This is a genomic window from Ancylobacter sp. IITR112, from assembly GCF_041415945.1.
Classification (GTDB): domain Bacteria; phylum Pseudomonadota; class Alphaproteobacteria; order Rhizobiales; family Xanthobacteraceae; genus Ancylobacter.
The window spans coordinates 3328735-3346330 of the sequence record NZ_JBGCUS010000001.1 but is presented as its reverse complement, the minus strand read 5'-3'; the positions used below and the strand labels follow the sequence as shown (position 1 = coordinate 3346330).

At 63.1% G+C, this 17596-nt stretch carries 10 protein-coding genes, 3 tRNA genes and 3 rRNA genes; 8 read left to right on the top strand and 8 right to left on the bottom strand.

The genetic code is table 11. The features are described from left to right. The first annotated feature begins 67 nt into the window (after positions 1–67). The 7 genes from AAC979_RS15920 (at position 68) to AAC979_RS15890 (ending at position 7538) form a co-directional block, all read left to right on the top strand. Positions 68–271 carry a DUF1737 domain-containing protein gene (locus AAC979_RS15920; protein ID WP_371347843.1) on the top strand — a complete coding sequence of 68 codons (204 nt, stop codon included), beginning with the start codon at positions 68–70 and terminating at the stop codon, positions 269–271. Positions 272–927: 656 nt separating this feature from the next. After that, positions 928–2412 (top strand): 16S ribosomal RNA (locus AAC979_RS15915). A 173-nt stretch (positions 2413–2585) separates the two neighbouring features. Continuing rightward, positions 2586–2662: transfer RNA gene (locus AAC979_RS15910), tRNA-Ile, on the top strand. A 40-nt stretch (positions 2663–2702) separates the two neighbouring features. Further along, positions 2703–2778: transfer RNA gene (locus AAC979_RS15905), tRNA-Ala, on the top strand. A gap of 376 nt (positions 2779–3154) precedes the next feature. Then, positions 3155–5975 (top strand): 23S ribosomal RNA (locus AAC979_RS15900). 106 nt (positions 5976–6081) lie between these two features. Further along, positions 6082–6196 (top strand): 5S ribosomal RNA (gene rrf / locus AAC979_RS15895). Together the 16S, 23S and 5S rRNA genes with 2 tRNA genes alongside form the textbook arrangement of a ribosomal RNA operon. Before the next feature lie 230 nt (positions 6197–6426). After that, positions 6427–7538, top strand: a protein-coding gene (locus AAC979_RS15890; RefSeq protein ID WP_371346076.1) for an IS3 family transposase whose coding sequence is annotated in 2 segments (ribosomal slippage) — positions 6427–6682 and positions 6682–7538 — 1113 coding nt in all. Because the reading frame shifts where the segments join, the coding sequence is not laid out codon by codon here. A gap of 560 nt (positions 7539–8098) precedes the next feature. Here the strand turns inward: AAC979_RS15890 and AAC979_RS15885 are convergent. The 3 genes from AAC979_RS15885 to AAC979_RS15875 all read right to left on the bottom strand — a co-directional run bounded on the left by AAC979_RS15885 (position 8099) and on the right by AAC979_RS15875 (position 11579). Then, positions 8099–9304 carry an NAD-dependent formate dehydrogenase gene (locus AAC979_RS15885; protein ID WP_371347842.1) on the bottom strand — a complete coding sequence of 402 codons (1206 nt, stop codon included), beginning with the start codon at positions 9302–9304 and terminating at the stop codon, positions 8099–8101. A 377-nt stretch (positions 9305–9681) separates the two neighbouring features. Then, the gene (locus AAC979_RS15880; protein ID WP_371347841.1) at positions 9682–10593 is read right to left on the bottom strand and encodes a LysR family transcriptional regulator; all 912 of its coding nucleotides are present in this window, start codon (positions 10591–10593) and stop codon (positions 9682–9684) included. A gap of 41 nt (positions 10594–10634) precedes the next feature. Further along, on the bottom strand, positions 10635–11579 hold the full coding sequence (locus tag AAC979_RS15875; RefSeq protein WP_371347840.1) for a CHAD domain-containing protein: 945 nt from the start codon (positions 11577–11579) through the stop codon (positions 10635–10637). 154 nt (positions 11580–11733) lie between these two features. Here AAC979_RS15875 and AAC979_RS15870 point away from each other — a divergent pair. Then, a tRNA-Met gene (locus AAC979_RS15870) sits at positions 11734–11810 on the top strand. Positions 11811–12212: 402 nt separating this feature from the next. Here the strand turns inward: AAC979_RS15870 and AAC979_RS15865 are convergent. The 5 genes from AAC979_RS15865 to AAC979_RS15845 all read right to left on the bottom strand — a co-directional run bounded on the left by AAC979_RS15865 (position 12213) and on the right by AAC979_RS15845 (position 17592). After that, positions 12213–12443: a hypothetical protein gene (locus tag AAC979_RS15865; RefSeq protein WP_371347839.1), complete on the bottom strand. Its 231-nt coding sequence runs from the start codon at positions 12441–12443 to the stop codon at positions 12213–12215. 146 nt (positions 12444–12589) lie between these two features. Beyond that, a complete protein-coding gene (locus AAC979_RS15860; protein WP_371347838.1) occupies positions 12590–14974 on the bottom strand; it encodes a phage tail tape measure protein in 2385 nt (794 codons plus the stop codon). A 138-nt stretch (positions 14975–15112) separates the two neighbouring features. Further along, positions 15113–15388 (bottom strand): phage tail assembly protein, encoded by a 276-nt coding sequence (locus AAC979_RS15855; RefSeq protein WP_371347837.1) that lies wholly within the window; start codon positions 15386–15388, stop codon positions 15113–15115. Positions 15389–15392: 4 nt separating this feature from the next. Further along, on the bottom strand, positions 15393–17150 hold the full coding sequence (locus tag AAC979_RS15850; protein WP_371347836.1) for a phage terminase large subunit family protein: 1758 nt from the start codon (positions 17148–17150) through the stop codon (positions 15393–15395). Next, entirely contained in the window at positions 17134–17592 is a 459-nt protein-coding gene (locus tag AAC979_RS15845; protein ID WP_371347834.1) for a hypothetical protein, read from the bottom strand. Before AAC979_RS15845 ends, AAC979_RS15850 begins: the two co-directional genes overlap by 17 nt. Positions 17593–17596 lie beyond the last annotated feature (4 nt).

Below are 17596 nucleotides of genomic sequence, written 5' to 3'. Positions count from 1 at the left end.
GTGTTGTCGCGTTTTCTTCACGCGAAACGGTATCCACGTCGCTCGAAAACACTCCGAGGAAACCGACATGAAGCTCTATCGCTACCTCACCGGCCCCGACGACCAGGCTTTCTGCAAGCGCGTCTCGGCCGCGCTCAACAAGGGCTGGCAATTGCAGGGCAGTCCGACCCTGACCTTCGATCCCGTGAAGGGGCGGGTGATCTGCGGCCAGGCCATCGTCAAGGAAGTCGAGGGCGAATGGCATGAGGATGTGGTGCTCTCCGACCATTGAGGCACCGTGTTTCCGGCGACTTTCGCCCGAAAGCCGGCCCGTTCGGGCCGGCACTTTTTTGCCGGTGGCGGGGCGGGAAAATGACCGCCGGAGAGGCCCCGTGAATTGGGTCAGAATTGCTAACCTATTGAAAGGTCAGCCTTTATTCCCCAATCCGGCCCGATTTATCAACAGTGTCGTGAGCCTGTCATTTTTCTGAAAAAGGTCGTTGACAGTCGGGTCGGGTGGGTCCTATAAAGCGGCCATCGACGGGGCGCGCCGCTGACGCGGTGCTGACGCTCCTCTGGTTGCTCCCGACAGAGACGAGGTCTTCGGACCGGCGGTCGCCGGAGGGAAAACTGTCGAGTGCTTAAGGGTGTGAGCCCTTAGGTTGAGGGCTTCGGCCTTCTGAGAGGTTTTGGGCTTCGGCCCTTGGCGAATTCGAGCTTCGGCTCCGTGGGTTTTGGCCCGCAGCTTTTTGACAAGTGAAGAGTAAGAAAGAGAAACGTGGACGGCGGGGTCCTTGCGGACTTCCCTGATCTCGGTCGGGGAAGTCGGATGAGACTTCGGCGGTCTTACGTTCTCGGAACCGCGCTACCCTGAGAAGGGTGCGTGTTGTTCCAACCTCGTCAAGAGGTTTTGAGCGTAGCGACGCAAAGCCGAGATTAATTCTCATTCAACTTGAGAGTTTGATCCTGGCTCAGAACGAACGCTGGCGGCAGGCTTAACACATGCAAGTCGAACGCCCCGCAAGGGGAGTGGCAGACGGGTGAGTAACACGTGGGGATCTGCCCAATGGTACGGAATAATTCCGGGAAACTGGGACTAATACCGTATGAGCCCGCAAGGGGAAAGATTTATCGCCATTGGATGAACCCGCGTCGGATTAGCTAGTTGGTGTGGTAAAGGCGCACCAAGGCGACGATCCGTAGCTGGTCTGAGAGGATGATCAGCCACACTGGGACTGAGACACGGCCCAGACTCCTACGGGAGGCAGCAGTGGGGAATATTGGACAATGGGCGCAAGCCTGATCCAGCCATGCCGCGTGAGTGATGAAGGCCTTAGGGTTGTAAAGCTCTTTCGCCGACGAAGATAATGACGGTAGTCGGAGAAGAAGCCCCGGCTAACTTCGTGCCAGCAGCCGCGGTAATACGAAGGGGGCTAGCGTTGTTCGGAATCACTGGGCGTAAAGCGCACGTAGGCGGATTGTTAAGTCAGGGGTGAAAGCCTGGAGCTCAACTCCAGAACTGCCTTTGATACTGGCAATCTCGAGTCCGGAAGAGGTAAGTGGAACTGCGAGTGTAGAGGTGAAATTCGTAGATATTCGCAAGAACACCAGTGGCGAAGGCGGCTTACTGGTCCGGTACTGACGCTGAGGTGCGAAAGCGTGGGGAGCAAACAGGATTAGATACCCTGGTAGTCCACGCCGTAAACGATGGAGGCTAGCCGTTGGTGAGCATGCTCATCAGTGGCGCAGCTAACGCATTAAGCCTCCCGCCTGGGGAGTACGGTCGCAAGATTAAAACTCAAAGGAATTGACGGGGGCCCGCACAAGCGGTGGAGCATGTGGTTTAATTCGAAGCAACGCGCAGAACCTTACCAGCCTTTGACATGTCCCGGACGGTTACCAGAGATGGTTTCTTCTCTTCGGAGCCGGGAACACAGGTGCTGCATGGCTGTCGTCAGCTCGTGTCGTGAGATGTTGGGTTAAGTCCCGCAACGAGCGCAACCCTCGCCCTTAGTTGCCATCATTCAGTTGGGCACTCTAGGGGGACTGCCGGTGATAAGCCGAGAGGAAGGTGGGGATGACGTCAAGTCCTCATGGCCCTTACGGGCTGGGCTACACACGTGCTACAATGGCGGTGACAGTGGGAAGCGAACCCGCGAGGGTAAGCAAATCTCCAAAAGCCGTCTCAGTTCGGATTGCACTCTGCAACTCGAGTGCATGAAGTTGGAATCGCTAGTAATCGTGGATCAGCATGCCACGGTGAATACGTTCCCGGGCCTTGTACACACCGCCCGTCACACCATGGGAGTTGGTTTTACCCGAAGGCGCTGCGCTAACCCGCAAGGGAGGCAGGCGACCACGGTAGGGTCAGCGACTGGGGTGAAGTCGTAACAAGGTAGCCGTAGGGGAACCTGCGGCTGGATCACCTCCTTTCTAAGGATGTTCCTTCAGTACGCCCTGGATTTTCGGATCCCGGTACGACTATCGGAACACTTAGATACAGCTCACAGTCAGTGAGCATTTAGCGGGACGCCGCCGTCTTCGTTTCTCTTTCTTCATGGACGAGCCCAGGCCGCCGGATCATGCGATCCGCACTGTCGGCTTGCGGGCTTGTAGCTCAGTTGGTTAGAGCGCGCGCTTGATAAGCGTGAGGTCGGAGGTTCAAGTCCTCCCAGGCCCACCACCTCATCAGGCGGTGCCACCTTCGCGAGCTTGAGCCTTCCGGGGCCATAGCTCAGTTGGGAGAGCGCGTGCTTTGCAAGCATGAGGTCGTCGGTTCGATCCCGTCTGGCTCCACCATCCTTCTTGAAGGGTGGCTGTCGAGCGCGGGGTCCTCGTCCATGAAACTCTGGATTCGTCCGATCCCTCGGGGATTGGCGTGTTGTCTGACATCGTGAAGAAGCAAGTTGTTCGATCCGCAGGGATCTTGGGGTCTTTGACCTTGAGTGACCGGCAGGCGATCGACCATGGGCAACCATGGGACGGCGCCGACGGGAGCGTGACCGCACCGTCCTCGAACAACTGCGAAGCAAGCTGGTCTTTAGAAAGTGCTTTGATACCGTGTGGCGGGTCTCTCAAAACCGCCACGCCCCCACCAGCCGCCGCTCGGGTTGCACGCCCGGACGGAGCACGGCTGGTGTTCGAGTTCCATGGGGTGGGTATCGAAGATGAGAACGATCAAGTGTCTTAAGGGCATTCGGTGGATGCCTTGGTGCTGAGAGGCGATGAAGGACGTGGTACGCTGCGATAAGTCACGGGGAGCTGCGAACAAGCTTTGATCCGTGAATTTCCGAATGGGGAAACCCACCTTCGACGACTGGGACTCTGAAGTCTTGCCGCGCTGGAGCGATCCGGTGCGATGAGGCTTTGGAATTCCAGTTGTCAGATGAAGGTATCAAGCTCTGAATACATAGGGGTTTGAAGCGAACCCGGGGAACTGAAACATCTAAGTACCCGGAGGAAAGGACATCAACAGAGACTCCGTTAGTAGTGGCGAGCGAACGCGGACCAGGCCAGTGGTGAATGTGCGACAAGTGGAATCGGTCAGGAAAGCCGAGCCTTAGTGGGTGATAGCCCCGTACACGTAATGCAAACATTCATCCTCGAGTAAGGCGGGACACGTGAAATCCTGTCTGAACATGGGGGGACCACCCTCCAAGCCTAAGTACTCCTCAGCGACCGATAGCGAACAAGTACCGTGAGGGAAAGGTGAAAAGCACCCCGACAAGGGGAGTGAAAGAGTTCCTGAAACCGGATGCCTACAAACAGTAGGAGCCCAAGGTTCGTCCTGGGTGACTGCGTACCTTTTGTATAATGGGTCAGCGACTTAGTCTGGCGAGCAAGCTTAAACCGATAGGTGTAGGCGCAGCGAAAGCGAGTCTGAACAGGGCGTTCAGTTCGTCGGATTAGACCCGAAGCCGAGTGATCTAGCCATGAGCAGGTTGAAGGTGCGGTAACACGCACTGGAGGACCGAACCGGTGCCCGTTGAAAAGGTCTCGGATGACTTGTGGCTAGGGGTGAAAGGCCAATCAAACTCGGAAATAGCTGGTTCTCCGCGAAAACTATTTAGGTAGTGCCTCGCGTGAATACTCCAGGGGGTAGAGCACTGGATGGGCTAGGGGGATTTACCATCTTACCAAACCTAACCAAACTCCGAATACCTGGAAGTACTGCGCGGGAGACAGACGGCGGGTGCTAACGTCCGTCGTCGAGAGGGAAACAACCCTGACCTACAGCTAAGGCCCCCAAGTCGTGGTTAAGTGTGAAAGGATGTGAGAGTCCGAAAACAACCAGGAGGTTGGCTTAGAAGCAGCCATCCTTTAAAGAAAGCGTAACAGCTCACTGGTCTAGGATTCTTGCGCCGAAAATGTAACGGGGCTCAAACCACGCGCCGAAGCTTAGGGTTCATCTTCGGATGAGCGGTAGCGGAGCGTTCCGTAAGCCTGCGAAGGAGGACCCGTGAGGGCCTCTGGAGGTATCGGAAGTGCGAATGCTGACATGAGTAACGACAAACAGTGTGAGAGACACTGTCGCCGAAAGTCCAAGGGTTCCTGCGTAAAGCTAATCTGCGCAGGGTTAGCCGGCCCCTAAGGCGAGGCCGAAAGGCGTAGTCGATGGGAATCAGGTGAATATTCCTGAGCCTGTGGGTAGTGACGAATCCCGTGTGTTGTCAGACGAACTGGTTCTGTTCTGGCTTCGAAGGGGTTCCAGGAAATAGCTCCCACAACATAGACCGTACCCGAAACCGACACAGGTGGACTGGTAGAGTATACCAAGGCGCTTGAGAGAACTATGCTGAAGGAACTCGGCAATTTACCTCCGTAACTTCGGGATAAGGAGGCCTTCATTCTGGGCAACCAGTGTGGAGGGGCACAGACCAGGGGGTGGCAACTGTTTAGCAAAAACACAGGGCTCTGCGAAATCGCAAGATGACGTATAGGGTCTGACGCCTGCCCGGTGCCGGAAGGTTAAGAGGAGAGGTGCAAGCTTTGAATCGAAGCCCCGGTAAACGGCGGCCGTAACTATAACGGTCCTAAGGTAGCGAAATTCCTTGTCGGGTAAGTTCCGACCTGCACGAATGGCGTAATGACTTCCCCGCTGTCTCCAGCATAGACTCAGTGAAATTGAATTCCCCGTGAAGATGCGGGGTTCCTGCGGTCAGACGGAAAGACCCCGTGCACCTTTACTGCAACTTTGCACTGGCATTCGTGTCGGTATGTGTAGGATAGGTGGTAGGCTTTGAAGCGAGGGCGCCAGCTCTCGTGGAGCCATCCTTGAAATACCACCCTTATAGATATGGATGTCTAACCGCGGTCCGTCATCCGGATCCGGGACATTGCATGGTGGGCAGTTTGACTGGGGCGGTCGCCTCCCAAAGAGTAACGGAGGCGCGCGATGGTGGGCTCAGACCGGTCGGAAATCGGTCGTCGAGTGCAATGGCATAAGCCCGCCTGACTGTGAGACTGACAAGTCGAGCAGAGACGAAAGTCGGCCATAGTGATCCGGTGGTCCCACGTGGACGGGCCATCGCTCAACGAATAAAAGGTACGCCGGGGATAACAGGCTGATGATGCCCAAGAGTCCATATCGACGGCATCGTTTGGCACCTCGATGTCGGCTCATCACATCCTGGGGCTGGAGCAGGTCCCAAGGGTTCGGCTGTTCGCCGATTAAAGTGGTACGTGAGCTGGGTTCAGAACGTCGTGAGACAGTTCGGTCCCTATCTGCCGTGGGTGTAGGAATATTGAGAGGATTTGTCCCTAGTACGAGAGGACCGGGATGAACGTACCTCTGGTGGAGCTGTTGTGGCGCCAGCCGCAGTGCAGCGTAGCTATGTACGGACGGGATAACCGCTGAAAGCATCTAAGCGGGAAACCCACCTCAAAACGAGTATTCCCTCGAGAACCGTGGAAGACGACCACGTTGATAGGCCGGGTGTGTAAGTATGGCAACATATTGAGCTTACCGGTACTAATCGTTCGATTGGCTTGATCGTTCTCATCCTCGATGGCCATCCCATCAGGATCAAAGCAATCCAAAGACCAGGCGCCAACGCGCCGATCCGGAAGGGTCCTTGCTTCGCAAATGCTGTGCTTCGCCGGCCTGGTGGCCATTGCGAGGAGCCCCAACCCGATCCCATCCCGAACTCGGCCGTTAAACTCCTCAGCGCCGATGGTACTATGTCTCAAGACCTGGGAGAGTAGGTCGCTGCCAGGCCTGCAAAGCACAGCAAAAGCTTCTTCACAGCCCAAACAAAACCCCGCCATTGAGAAATCAGTGGCGGGGTTTTGCGTATAGCCGCCCGGATGCCGCGCATGACAGCGCCGTGTGACGGCACACCGCGTTGGCACGTTGCCCCTCGCCCGCTCCCGAGCGCGTCCGGGAATGACGTTGCCCCCTGAAATGACCCCGCTCAGAAGCTAGGATCCGTCGAGAGGAGACGGACGATGCGCAAGAGCCGGTTCAGCGAGGAACAGATCATCGGGATCCTGAAGGAGCACCAGGCCGGAATCCCGGTCGTGGACCTCTGCCGGAAGCACGGGATCAGCGACGCGACCTTCTACACGTGGCGCACGAAGTACGGCGGGATGGAGGTGTCCGACGCCCGCAACCTTAAGGCGCTCGAGGAGGAAAACCGGAAGCTGAAGAAGCTTCTGGCCGAGTCGATGCTCGACGTAGCCACTCTCCGCGAGGCTCTTGGAAAAAACTTCTGACGCCCAGTTCCCGGAGGAAGGTCGTGACCTGGGCGATCGAGGAGAAGGGCTACTCGCAGCGGCGTGCGTGCGGCCTCATCGGCATCGAGCCGAAGACCTATCGCTACGCCTCGACGCGAGGCGACGATACCGCGCTCCGCCAGCGCCTTCGTGAGCTGGCGAGCTTGCGTCGGCGGTTCGGCTATCGGCGTCTGCTGATCCTGCTTCGGCGAGAGGGCAAGGAGATCAACCACAAGAAGCTCTTCAGGCTCTACCGCGAGGAGCGGCTGTCGGTGCGCCGTCGCGGCGGACGCAAGCGAGCGCTTGGCACGCGAGCGCCGATGACCTTGCCGCAGGCACCCAACCAGCGATGGAGCCTGGACTTCGTCTCCGATGTGCTCGCGGACGGACGCCGGTTCCGCGTGCTGGTGATCGTCGACGACTTCACCCGGGAGTGCCTGGCGCTCGTGGCCGACACGTCGCTGTCGAGCCACCGGGTCGTACGGGAGCTGGACGCCATCATCCAACGTCGTGGCAAGCCGCTCATGGTCGTCAGCGACAACGGCACCGAACTGACCTCGCACGCGGTCCTGCGTTGGCAGCAGGACACAGGTGTCGAGTGGCACTACATCGCTCCCGGCAAGCCGGTTCAGAACGCCTTCGTCGAGAGCCTGAACGGCCGCTTCCGCGACGAATGTCTGAACGAGCACCTGTTCCAGGGCTTGCCGATGGCACGTCGGATCATCGAAGCTTGGCGGATCGACTACAACGGCCACCGGCCTCACACGAGCCTCGGCGGCCTTACCCCAAACGAGTTCGCAGCCCGGTCCAGGCAGGACCACAACCAGAACGGATTCTGGTTATGAACGAGGGCATTCAGGGGGCAACGTCACGCTGCCCCTCGACCAGCGATGATCGGCAATCGCGGCGCCCCGACCGACCCGGGCCCGGCCCCGGGTCGCGCGGCGCAGGCGGCCGGGCGGAGCCCGTCCTGCCGGACCAAAGGAGGCGACCCGCCGGGTCAGGACGGCAAGCCAGCCCGGCGGCGGGTCAAGCTCCGGCAAACACGAAGTCGGCTAAAAAAGCGGAGCGCAGAGCCGGAGACATGTTCCGGCCGCCTGCGCGCGCCGCCCAGCCCGTGACCCCGAACGCGCGGCGGATCTCGATGCGCGCGCTCCCTCGTGCAGCCCTGTCCCGCAATCTCTGTCCGGCGCGCCAGCCGGCCGCAGCACGGCAGGACGGGCCAGGCGTCGCCATCCCCGCCCCGCACACCGTCCCCATCGGCCGCCACACCGGCCGGCACATGGCCCAAGGCGGACATAGCCAGACAAAAAAAGCCGCCCGACCAAAGATCGGGCGGCGATAGGTGACGTTGTCTGGGGAGGGGCCGGCCACCCTTCGCGGAGGCGAACGGCCGGGCGGACGATCAGACTGCCTTCTTGAACTTCGCCGCTTCTTCCGAGCCGCCGGTGGCATTGCCCTTGGAATAGGAATGCGCGCCGACCCCGGCGAGGTTGCCGCCCTGGACAATGAGATATTCGTCGCGGATCGGCCGGCCCTCGAAGAAGCATTCGAGGATTTCCCGCGTGCCGGCGGCATAGCGGGTCTGGGCGGTGAGCGAGGTGCCGGACATGTGCGGCGTCATGCCGTTCCACGCCATGGTGCGCCAGGGGTGATCGGCCGGAGCCGGCTGCGGGAACCACACATCGCCGGCATAGCCGGCAAGGGTGCCGTTCTCCAGCGCGCGGGCGATGGCGTCGCGGTCGCACAGCTTGCCGCGGGCGGTGTTGACGATATAGGCGCCGCGCTTGAACAGCTTCAGCGTCTCTTCATTGACCATATGCTCGGTCTCGGGATGCAGCGGGCAGTTCAGCGTGACCACGTCGCAATGCGGGTACATGTCGGCCGGGCTGTCGTGCCAGGTGAGGTTCAACTCCTTCTCGACCGATTCCGGCAGGCGGTGACGGTCGGTGTAGTGCAGCTTCACATCGAAGGGCGCCAGCCGGCGCAGCACGGCGAGGCCGATGCGGCCGGCGGCGACCGTGCCGACGCTCATGGCTTCGAGGTCGTAGGAGTGCTTCACACAGTCGGCTATGTTCCAGCCGCCCTTGCGCGCCCAGTCATGCGCGGGAAGATAGTTGCGCACCAGGCCGAGGATCATCATCACCACATGCTCGGCGACGCTGATCGAGTTGCAATAGGTGACTTCCGCAACGGTGACGCCACGGTCAATAGCCGACTGAAGATCGACATGATCGGAGCCGATGCCGGCGGTCAGCGCCAGCTTCAGATTCTTCGCCTTGGCGAAGCGCTCGGGCGTGAGATAGGCCGGCCAGAAGGGCTGGGAAATGACGATGTCGGCATCGACCAGCTCGCGCTCGAACACCGAGTCCGGCCCGTCCTTGTCGGAGGTCACCACCAGCGTGTGGCCGTTGGATTCGAGATATTTGCGCAGGCCCAGCTCGCCGGAGACGCTGCCCAGCATGGTGCCGGGCTGGAAGTCGATCGCCTTGGGCGTCGGCAGGGTCTGGCCGCCGGGATAGTGGTCGATCTTCGGCAGGTCGTCGCGGGCATAGGTGGTGGGGTAGCCGTCGATCGGATCATCGTAGAGAACGCACAGAACCTTCGCCATCGGGCCATCTCCTCGCAGGGGTTGAGCGGGGACGTTTCCGCCGCGTGACGCGGCAGAGCCTGCGTGCCGGCGGGCCGGCTCATCATGATCTGCAGGGCCGCCCGCGGCCGGGTCTGCCGGTGCGGGCGCGGCGGTCGTCCTTCATGCCGGGGCTGGCGGGCGGCCGCCCGTTGCTTGCCGGCCCGCCGACACTGGCCCGCCCGCCGGCACGCTTCAAATTGAAAGGGGTGAACAATTGATAGACGGCGGAAATGAAGGTTCCGCTAGAGCGCGATCCGATCAGATTGAACCAATCTGATCGGTAAATCGCCCTCTAACTCCAAGATAGAGAACGCGTTATCCGATCAGCTTGCGATGCAAGCTGATCGGCGCGTGCTCTAGTTGAAGAGTTTCTCAAGTACGCCGTCGCGGCCGAGACCCTGCGCCAGCTTGTAGAGCGCGCCGGCCACCGGGCTGAGCGGATCGCGCTCGGCCAGCACCAGCCCGATCGGCTGCACATGCACGGGATCGACCAGCGGCAGCGCGGCGAGATCGGTGCCCTCGCCCAGCCCGCGGAAACTCGCCTCGGGCACGATGCTGTTCCACGGCCCGCCGCGCACGAAGGACCACACGCCCATGAAGGAATTGGTCTCCACCGCCGGGGCGGAGCGGATGCCGGCCTCTGCCATTACCTGGTCGATGATGCGACGGTTCTGCATGTCGGGGGTGAGCAGGCACAAGGGCTGCGCCGCCGCTTCCGCCCAGCTCAGGCTGCGCCGCCGCGCCAGCGGCTCGTCCGGCCGGGTGATGAACACGTAGTGCTCACGATAGAGCGGCAGGCGGCGCACGCGGTTCAACGGCTCATTGTCGAGATAGGTGATGCCGGCGTCGAGCTCCATCGCGTCCAGCCCGCGCTGGATGGCGGCGGAGGACAGGGTGAGCATCTGCACCGTCACGCCGGGATGCCGGGTGCGGAAGGGGGCGAGCAGTGCCGGCGCGGCGGCGGTCGCGGCGGGAATGGCGCCGACGCGCAGCGTGCCGGTGATCGGGCTGCCGGTTTCCGCCTTTTCCTGCTTCAGGCTTTCATAATCGGCGACGATCTGCCGGGCCCAGCCAAGCACCCGCTCGCCTTCCGCGGTGAAGCCGAGAAAGCGATGGCCGCGAACCACCAGCGGCACACCGAGCTCCTGCTCCAGCTTGCGCAGCCCGGCCGAGAGGGTGGGCTGGGTGACATGGCAGGCCTCGGCGGCGCGGCCGAAATGTTCTTCGCGGGCGAGGGCGACGAGATAGTGCATCTGCCGCACGAACATGGGCGCTTTCCGGTGTGGCGCGGCGCGGGGTCTGCGCGGCGTTATTTCCTGTCGGATACAGCAGACATATAGGCGGACAGCCGGCGGCGAAAGGCCTTTGGGCGCTCCGCGAACAGGCGGGCGTGCAGCAGCAGGGCGGAGGCGGCGAGCTTGGCCTGCCGGGCCTCGATGGCAGCGAGCAGTTCCGCCCGCCAGGCCGGGCGCCCGTCGGCGCGCACCGGATGCGCCTCGGCGCGGGCGCGCAGCACGGCGAGATCGTGATGCTTGCCGAGCTTGTCGCGCAGCCGCTGCAATTCGTCGACCCAGAACTGGCCGAGCGCCGGCCAGGCGAAGACGACCAGTTCCATCTGGTAGCGCAGGGTGATCACCTCCTTGCGCAGTTCGTGCAGGCTCTCCTCGTCGGCCGGATCGACCCGCCGCCCGGCGCGCCGGCCGCTGGCATAGGAGGCGGCCAGCGCCGCGACCAGCGCGTCGTCGTCCAGGGCGTCGCCGAGCTGCGGCAGGGCGGCGGCGAGCGCGGCCATTTCCGCCTCCAGCGTGGCGCCATGGTCGCCGACGCCGCCCTCGCGCGCCTGATGGGATGTGCGGGCGGGCGGCGGGGCGAAGGCGCGGCCGGCGGCGCGGCGGCTGGCTTTTGTCAGGCCGGCCTTGGCGACGAGATCGTCCAGCGCGTCCTCGCGCGCGGCGGCATCGCGGGCCTGGGCGAGATGGCGCGCGGTCGCAGCCAGCGAGCGGCGGGCGGCGCGGGCGCGCTGGGCCACTTCGCGCTCCGGCGCGGCGCCGGCCAGCCGCAGCAGCGCCCGCAGCCGCTTGAAGCCCTTGCGCACCCCATGCACCGCCGCTTCGGGATCGCGCAGCGCCAGCGCGTCGCGGGCCTCGGCATAGGCGGCGCCGAACGCCACCGCCAGCCGCGAGGGCGGGCCGGGCGGCGGCGCGGTCGGACTATCCACCGCGGCGGTCGAGATGTCCGAAACCTTCTCCGGCATGAATCGCCTTTCAGGTACAAAGGGTTAGCTGCATATGACGCCGCGACGCGACGTTCCCGTGACAAAAAGATAGCCCGGCCCCCTTTCATTTGGCCATGCGGATTGCTAGATAGCCGCCATCGGCAAGACGCCATGGCGACTTGCGCGTCCCTGACGCGGGGTGGAGCAGCCCGGTAGCTCGTCAGGCTCATAACCTGAAGGCCGCAGGTTCAAATCCTGCCCCCGCAACCAAAATTTGATAGAGATATCAAATACTTGAAAGGGCCGCTGAAAAGCGGCCCTTTTGATTCCTGGGCTCGGTCCTCACCGGGTCCGCACCTCGGCAGGGCTTGCCCGAAAATATCTCAAAGAAACTCAACCCGGCGCGCCTGCCCGCTCCGATTCGGAGCGTAGCCCATTGACGCGGCGATGCCCTCGAGAAGCGCAGGAAAATGTGGACGATTGGGCGGCATTCATTGATCGAGTGCGAAGTGGCGACCCTATACAGCCTGCCTGAACGCTCTGTGCTCGACAGACGGCTCGCATGATGTGGATTGCCCGCCGCGTCTCCGCGGCGGGCCAAGTTGCTGATGACGGTGCGAAGCTCTCGCTCGGCGCCAGGGGCCTGCGACACCCATCCGGGATTGATTGCCCTCAAGAGGCAGGGCCGGCACCGATCCGAGTGATGGCCGCGCTCCCCCCGCGCTCCTCTGGCCTCGCCTCAACAATCCGTGCCAGGAGTTCGTCGCGTTCTTCTATGAGGCGCTCCAGGTCGTCTTTCGCCCTCTCAAGCTCAAGTTCGAGATGGGTGCGCAACTCAACGGCAACTCCGTAGCGGCTGAATAGGTCGGTCAGAGCTTTGTTAATCGAAATACATGAATTCATTTTCGTCTCCTATCTTTGCGATAGTCGATACTAGGCAAAAATGAGTGATTGTAGAAAGTTGTATTTACTTTCCTAGCGATTGTTTATTTACAATGGGCGCGAAGACTGATTTTCAATGCTTTACATGCTTGTCCTCTAACAATCTCTCACGCCGGATCGAGGCCATAGTCTCCAAAGACCCCGCGCGCCGCCTCTTGGGAAAGGCGCTCGAGGCGAGCCATGACCTTCTCGACGATCTCGTCGGCGTTGCTGCCGGCGATGTGGAACACGGGCGCTAGCGTGACGGGTGCGCTTGCGTCGCGGCTCGGCGACTGAGTGGCACCTGCGGGACTGGAACGGTTGGAGTTGCCCGACCGAGCGCCCAACGCGTCGTTGGAAATAATCTCGCCGGACTGCCTCGGGCTGAAAATCTCCGGACCTTCCTCGCCAACGAGATAGGTGCCGCCCGCACGCACCGGCCCCCCGCGCGCCCGCGCCCCGTCGATTGCGGGGGCAGGGACAGGGGCCGGAGCCGCGCCGCCGCTCGGGGCATAGGAAGCAGCGCCGGACGCGGAAGACGGCCCGGCCGGGCTCGCTGCGTTGCCCATGCCGAAGAAGCTTCCTAGGGCCTGGGCTCCGGCCCGTGCCCATTCGACAACCGAGCGGATCGCGCCCGCAACACGATCGATGCCGGCAATCAACGATGCGACGCCACCGCCGGCAATCGCCCCGAGCGTCTCGCCCCATGCCCGCCACTTGGCGCCGGTCTCGTCAATCGGGCCAAGGAGGCCCGTGACCTTGTCCCATATCGCGGAGACCGCGGAGGCGAAGCCTTCCACCGCCGGCCTGGCCGGACCCAGCGCATCCATGAAGGACTTGCCGAAGGAGGAGAACATTTCGCCCAGGCCATTCCAGTTTTCGTAGATGAAGGCGCCTGCCGCCGCGATGCCGGCGATGATGGCGCCGACACCGGAGCCGATGAAGGCGACGCGCAGGGCGGTGCCGAGAGTGCGCACTGCAACGGCGGCGAGGTTCATGGGGTTGACCATGGCCAAGACGGACGAGCCAAGCACCGACAGGGCAGTGCCGATGCCGCCGATGCGGGCGGCGAGGGCAAAGCCGAGCATTGCCGATCGAGCGCCAGTCAGTGCGGCACGGAAGGGGGCGAGCGCCAGCGTAGCGACTGCGGCGGCGGCGCCAAGGCCACGGACGCCGACCAGGGCGGCGGCGAGCGCTCCACCGCGCAACGTGGCAGCGGCAAAGGCGGCGGCGATCGAAGCAACGCGGAAGGCAACTAGGGCGGCTGTGGTCCCGACAACGGCGGCGGTGAGGCGGGGATATTGCGCCGCCATCTCGGCGAGCCGGTCCACGAACGGCGCCAGCGACTCGGTGATGCTGGAAAGGGCGGGTAGCAGCGCGCTCCCGATCGAGATGGATAAGCGCTCGATCTGGTTTCGAAAGAGCTGAAGCGCGTTCGCGGTGGTCTTTGACCGAGCCTCATATTCCCGGCTCGCCGATCCGGCGTACTGCGTCTCGTCCGCGACGATACCGAGCGACTGGCGCAGTAGGTCAAGATTGGTGAGGAGCGGCCCGAGCGCGCGCGCTTCATCTCCGAACAACTGCGAGACGATCGAAGCCCGCTGATGCGCGGGTAGCTTCGCTATCCGATCCATGACCTTGAGCGTGGTGCCGCTCGCGTCTTTCTGCATGGCCTTGGACACGGCCACGGCGTCCAGGCCAAGGGCCTTGAACGCGCTGCGCTGCGCCTTGGTCGCGGCGGCTCCCTTGGTGAGAGCCCGCCCCATGTTGTTGAAGGAGGTGGCGGCAACTTCGGGAGCGGCGCCCGCGCTGATCATGGCAGAACCGAACGCTGCGGCCTGCTCAGCCGCAAATCCGAACATCTTCGCCTGGGCACCGACGCGCGTGGTGAAGTCGAGAACGTCGGATGCGCTCGAGGCCTGCCGGTTCGACAGCTCGTTCATCGCATCGGCCAGGCGGAACGTCTCATCGGTGGAGTAGCCGAGCCCGGTGCGCAGCTTCGCCATGGCGTCGCCCGCCGCGCCCGCCGAGATATCGAACGCCACGCCGATCTTAGCGGCGCCCTCGGTAAACTTGGCGAGTTCGGCGCCCGCGATGCCGGCCTGTCCGGCGGCTGCCGCGATTTCTGCCAGGCCAGTGACGGCGACAGGGAGCCGGGCCGAAAGGTCCAAAAGGTCCTTTTTGAATGCGGCGAGGCCGGCCGCTCCGTCAAAGTCGACAACTTTGGTTACATCGGCCATGGCGCTCTCAAAGGCCATGGCCGACTGGATCGGAGCGGCGAGGGCGCGCTGAAGCGCCCACGCCGTCGCGGTGGCCTCCACCATGCGGCCGCGCAATACGTCGAGGTGGCGGCTATTCGCCTCGAGAGAGGCCGACAGGCGCCCCGCCATGGTCCCGTCGACAAGCTTTGCAGCCGCGCCGATGCCTCGGATCGAGGCGGCGGCTTTGCGGGCCGGAACCGTTACCTTGTCGATCAGCGAGACAATAAGGGAAGCGGTCTCAGAACGGGCCATGGGAGGGCCTCCTTAGTCACATGGCCCGCACCTTGGCGATGCGGGCGGCTTGGGCGTGCCAGGCCAGGAAATCGCTCCATCTCTCGCGCCGAAGCGTATCGAGCGGGAGGTGAAGCATGTGCATGATGTCCGCCGCGATCAGGCGCCAATGGCGCCATTCGCGGGAGCGGCCAAAAAAGGCGCCATCGCCCCCGAGATGGTGGCCAGGTCAGAGGCGCGAACCTTGCGCAGGGCGCCCTCGGGCCACCCCGTGTCTACCGCGAGCATGGCGACAGTGGCGCCAAGCTCGGTTGCGCCCTCCGCCTTGGCCTTCTCATAGGCTTCGATGCCGCCGACAGTCGGCTCGTCGATGTCGATCGACGAGAAGGTCTTGCCGTCGAATTCGACGGCGCGCTTAAGGGTAATCATGGCCATGGTCTCATCTCCGGGGGAATGAAGGGGGAATGACGCGAGCCTGCCGCGGGGCGGCGGGAGCGCCACGCAGCTCGTCCTCGCGCTGATCGAAATTGAGGGGGACGCCTCGCCGGGCGGCGAAGGCGTAGACGAGGCAGTCGAGGGTCTCCGCTCGAGCGCCGGGGATGCGCTCGAAACGGCGGACAGGCTGGCCTTTGACGTACCGGACGACGCGGCGCTCGCTGGCGAGCTGGGCGAAATAGGCGGGATCCAGCCCGGCAGAAAAGCGAAGCTGGGCGCCGCGCTTCAGGCGATCGAACAGGGTCGCCTTGATGCCGTCGACACCGACAAGAAACAGGCGCCCGCCCCTGACAGGTGATTTCGACATCTGGAAGGCTTGGCGGGGTCCAGAGACACCCTTGCCAGCCCAGATGCGGCGCGACAGGCGGGGGAAGCAGAACGAATAGACCTTCTCGGTGATGCCCCCGTCGCCGCTGTCGACCACGGCAGCGTCAATCTTCAAGCGGCCGCCGTGGGGATGCTTCCACGTCGAACGCAACATCTCGTCTAACTCGGCCCACGTGCTGTCATCCTGGGAGGAACCCCAGACAATGGCATGGTCAAGCACCAGGGCGGCGTCGTCGCGGGTCCAACCGACAAAGGTGCATTCTAGGCGGTCGTCTTGCACGTCGACGCCGACCGTGATGGCAAGCACCTCGGCAGGGATGGCGTTTAGGCTGAACGGCTCTACGCGGCTCGCCAGTGCGCTCTCGTCAACGGCGTCCGCCGCCTCGCGCCAGCCTTCGGCTAGGATCGTATTCGCGAAGACCCGAAGGAGGTCCGCGTCGTCCTTCGCGGCCAGGAATTCCGCGGCGAGCTTGCCCCAAGAAGCGTTAGGCAGGAGCGAGACAAGGGCGTTGAGCCGGAAGCCGGCATGGCCCTGCACCTCGGGCGCCGTCGCTCGCCAGCCGCCGGCCGCGACCATTGCCGACTTTTCCCGCTCTTCGATCACGCAACCATTCGCCGGACAGGCGGCGTGCGCTTTCTCGGGTGCGCCTTCGGGCCACTGGATATGGCACCAGAGGAGTTCGAAACGATGACCGCAATGCGGGCACGGCACCTCATAAACACGCTTGTCGCTCTCTCCGTAGGAGCGCAGCACGTTTGAGGTGTCCTCATCGGTCGGCGTTGAGCCGATGATGATCTTGCGGTTGGGGAACGAGAGCGTGCGCTTTTCCGCGAGCGCGATCGGCGACCCCTCGGCGCCCGGCAGCATGGCATCGGCCTCATCCACCAGGAGGATGCGCGCATTGTGTCGACGCAGGTTCCTCGGCGACTTGGCCGCGACCAGCTTCAAGGAACCGCCGGGGAAGCGGCGCGACAGGAGGGTGTTGCGGTCTCCGTCCGGAGAGAGAAGGCCGGCAAGCGCGGCGCTAGCGTCGAAAATGGGCTCGAGGTCAGACACCATGTAGTCACGCGCGTCGCTCTCGGTTGGCAGAAGCGCGAGGATCGGAGCGGGCTCGTTCGTGACAAACGATGCCAGGGCGGCGGAAATCAGGGTGGTAAAGCCGAGGCGCACCGATTTGACGAGCGTCACCCGCTCGACGCTCGGGTCTGTCATGGCGTCGGCGATGCTGCGCTGGAAGGGGTAGAGCCGCACCGGGCCCGGAAGTGCGGACACGTCCGGCGGCAGGACGACGTTTTTCTCGATCCACTCCGACAGCGGCAGGCGCGGCGGCGGGACGAGTGCGGCGCGGGCGCGGCGTTCAAGAAGAGGAAGCATCGACGGCACCTTGAAGCGCGTCGCGCACCTCAGCCTCGATCGCGGCAGCGTCCGCCGGGGTCAAATGACCGATCCGGGACCGGACACGGGAGGGGACCGCGAGCATCCGGGCACGAACGTCGCGAAGGATGCCGGTCCACACGCGCTCAACATCTGCCGCGGGCACCAGCTCGCGGCGCGTCTTCGCGTTCTGAAGTTCGACCTTCTCGGCGCGGGCTTCCGCCTCGCGGCGCCGTGCGGCCGTCGTGGCGTCGTCGCCACCACGCAGGGCGGCACTGTCACGGAGATGGGTGCAGTAGGCCCGAACGGCATCCCGGAGGATGTAGCGACCCTTCCGGGCCTTCGGGATCACTGCCGCCTTCACGAGGTCATAGGCGCGCCGCTCCGATAGACCGAGCGTGTCGGCGAGCACGGCAATGGTCACTTCATCGTCGGACTGCACTGCT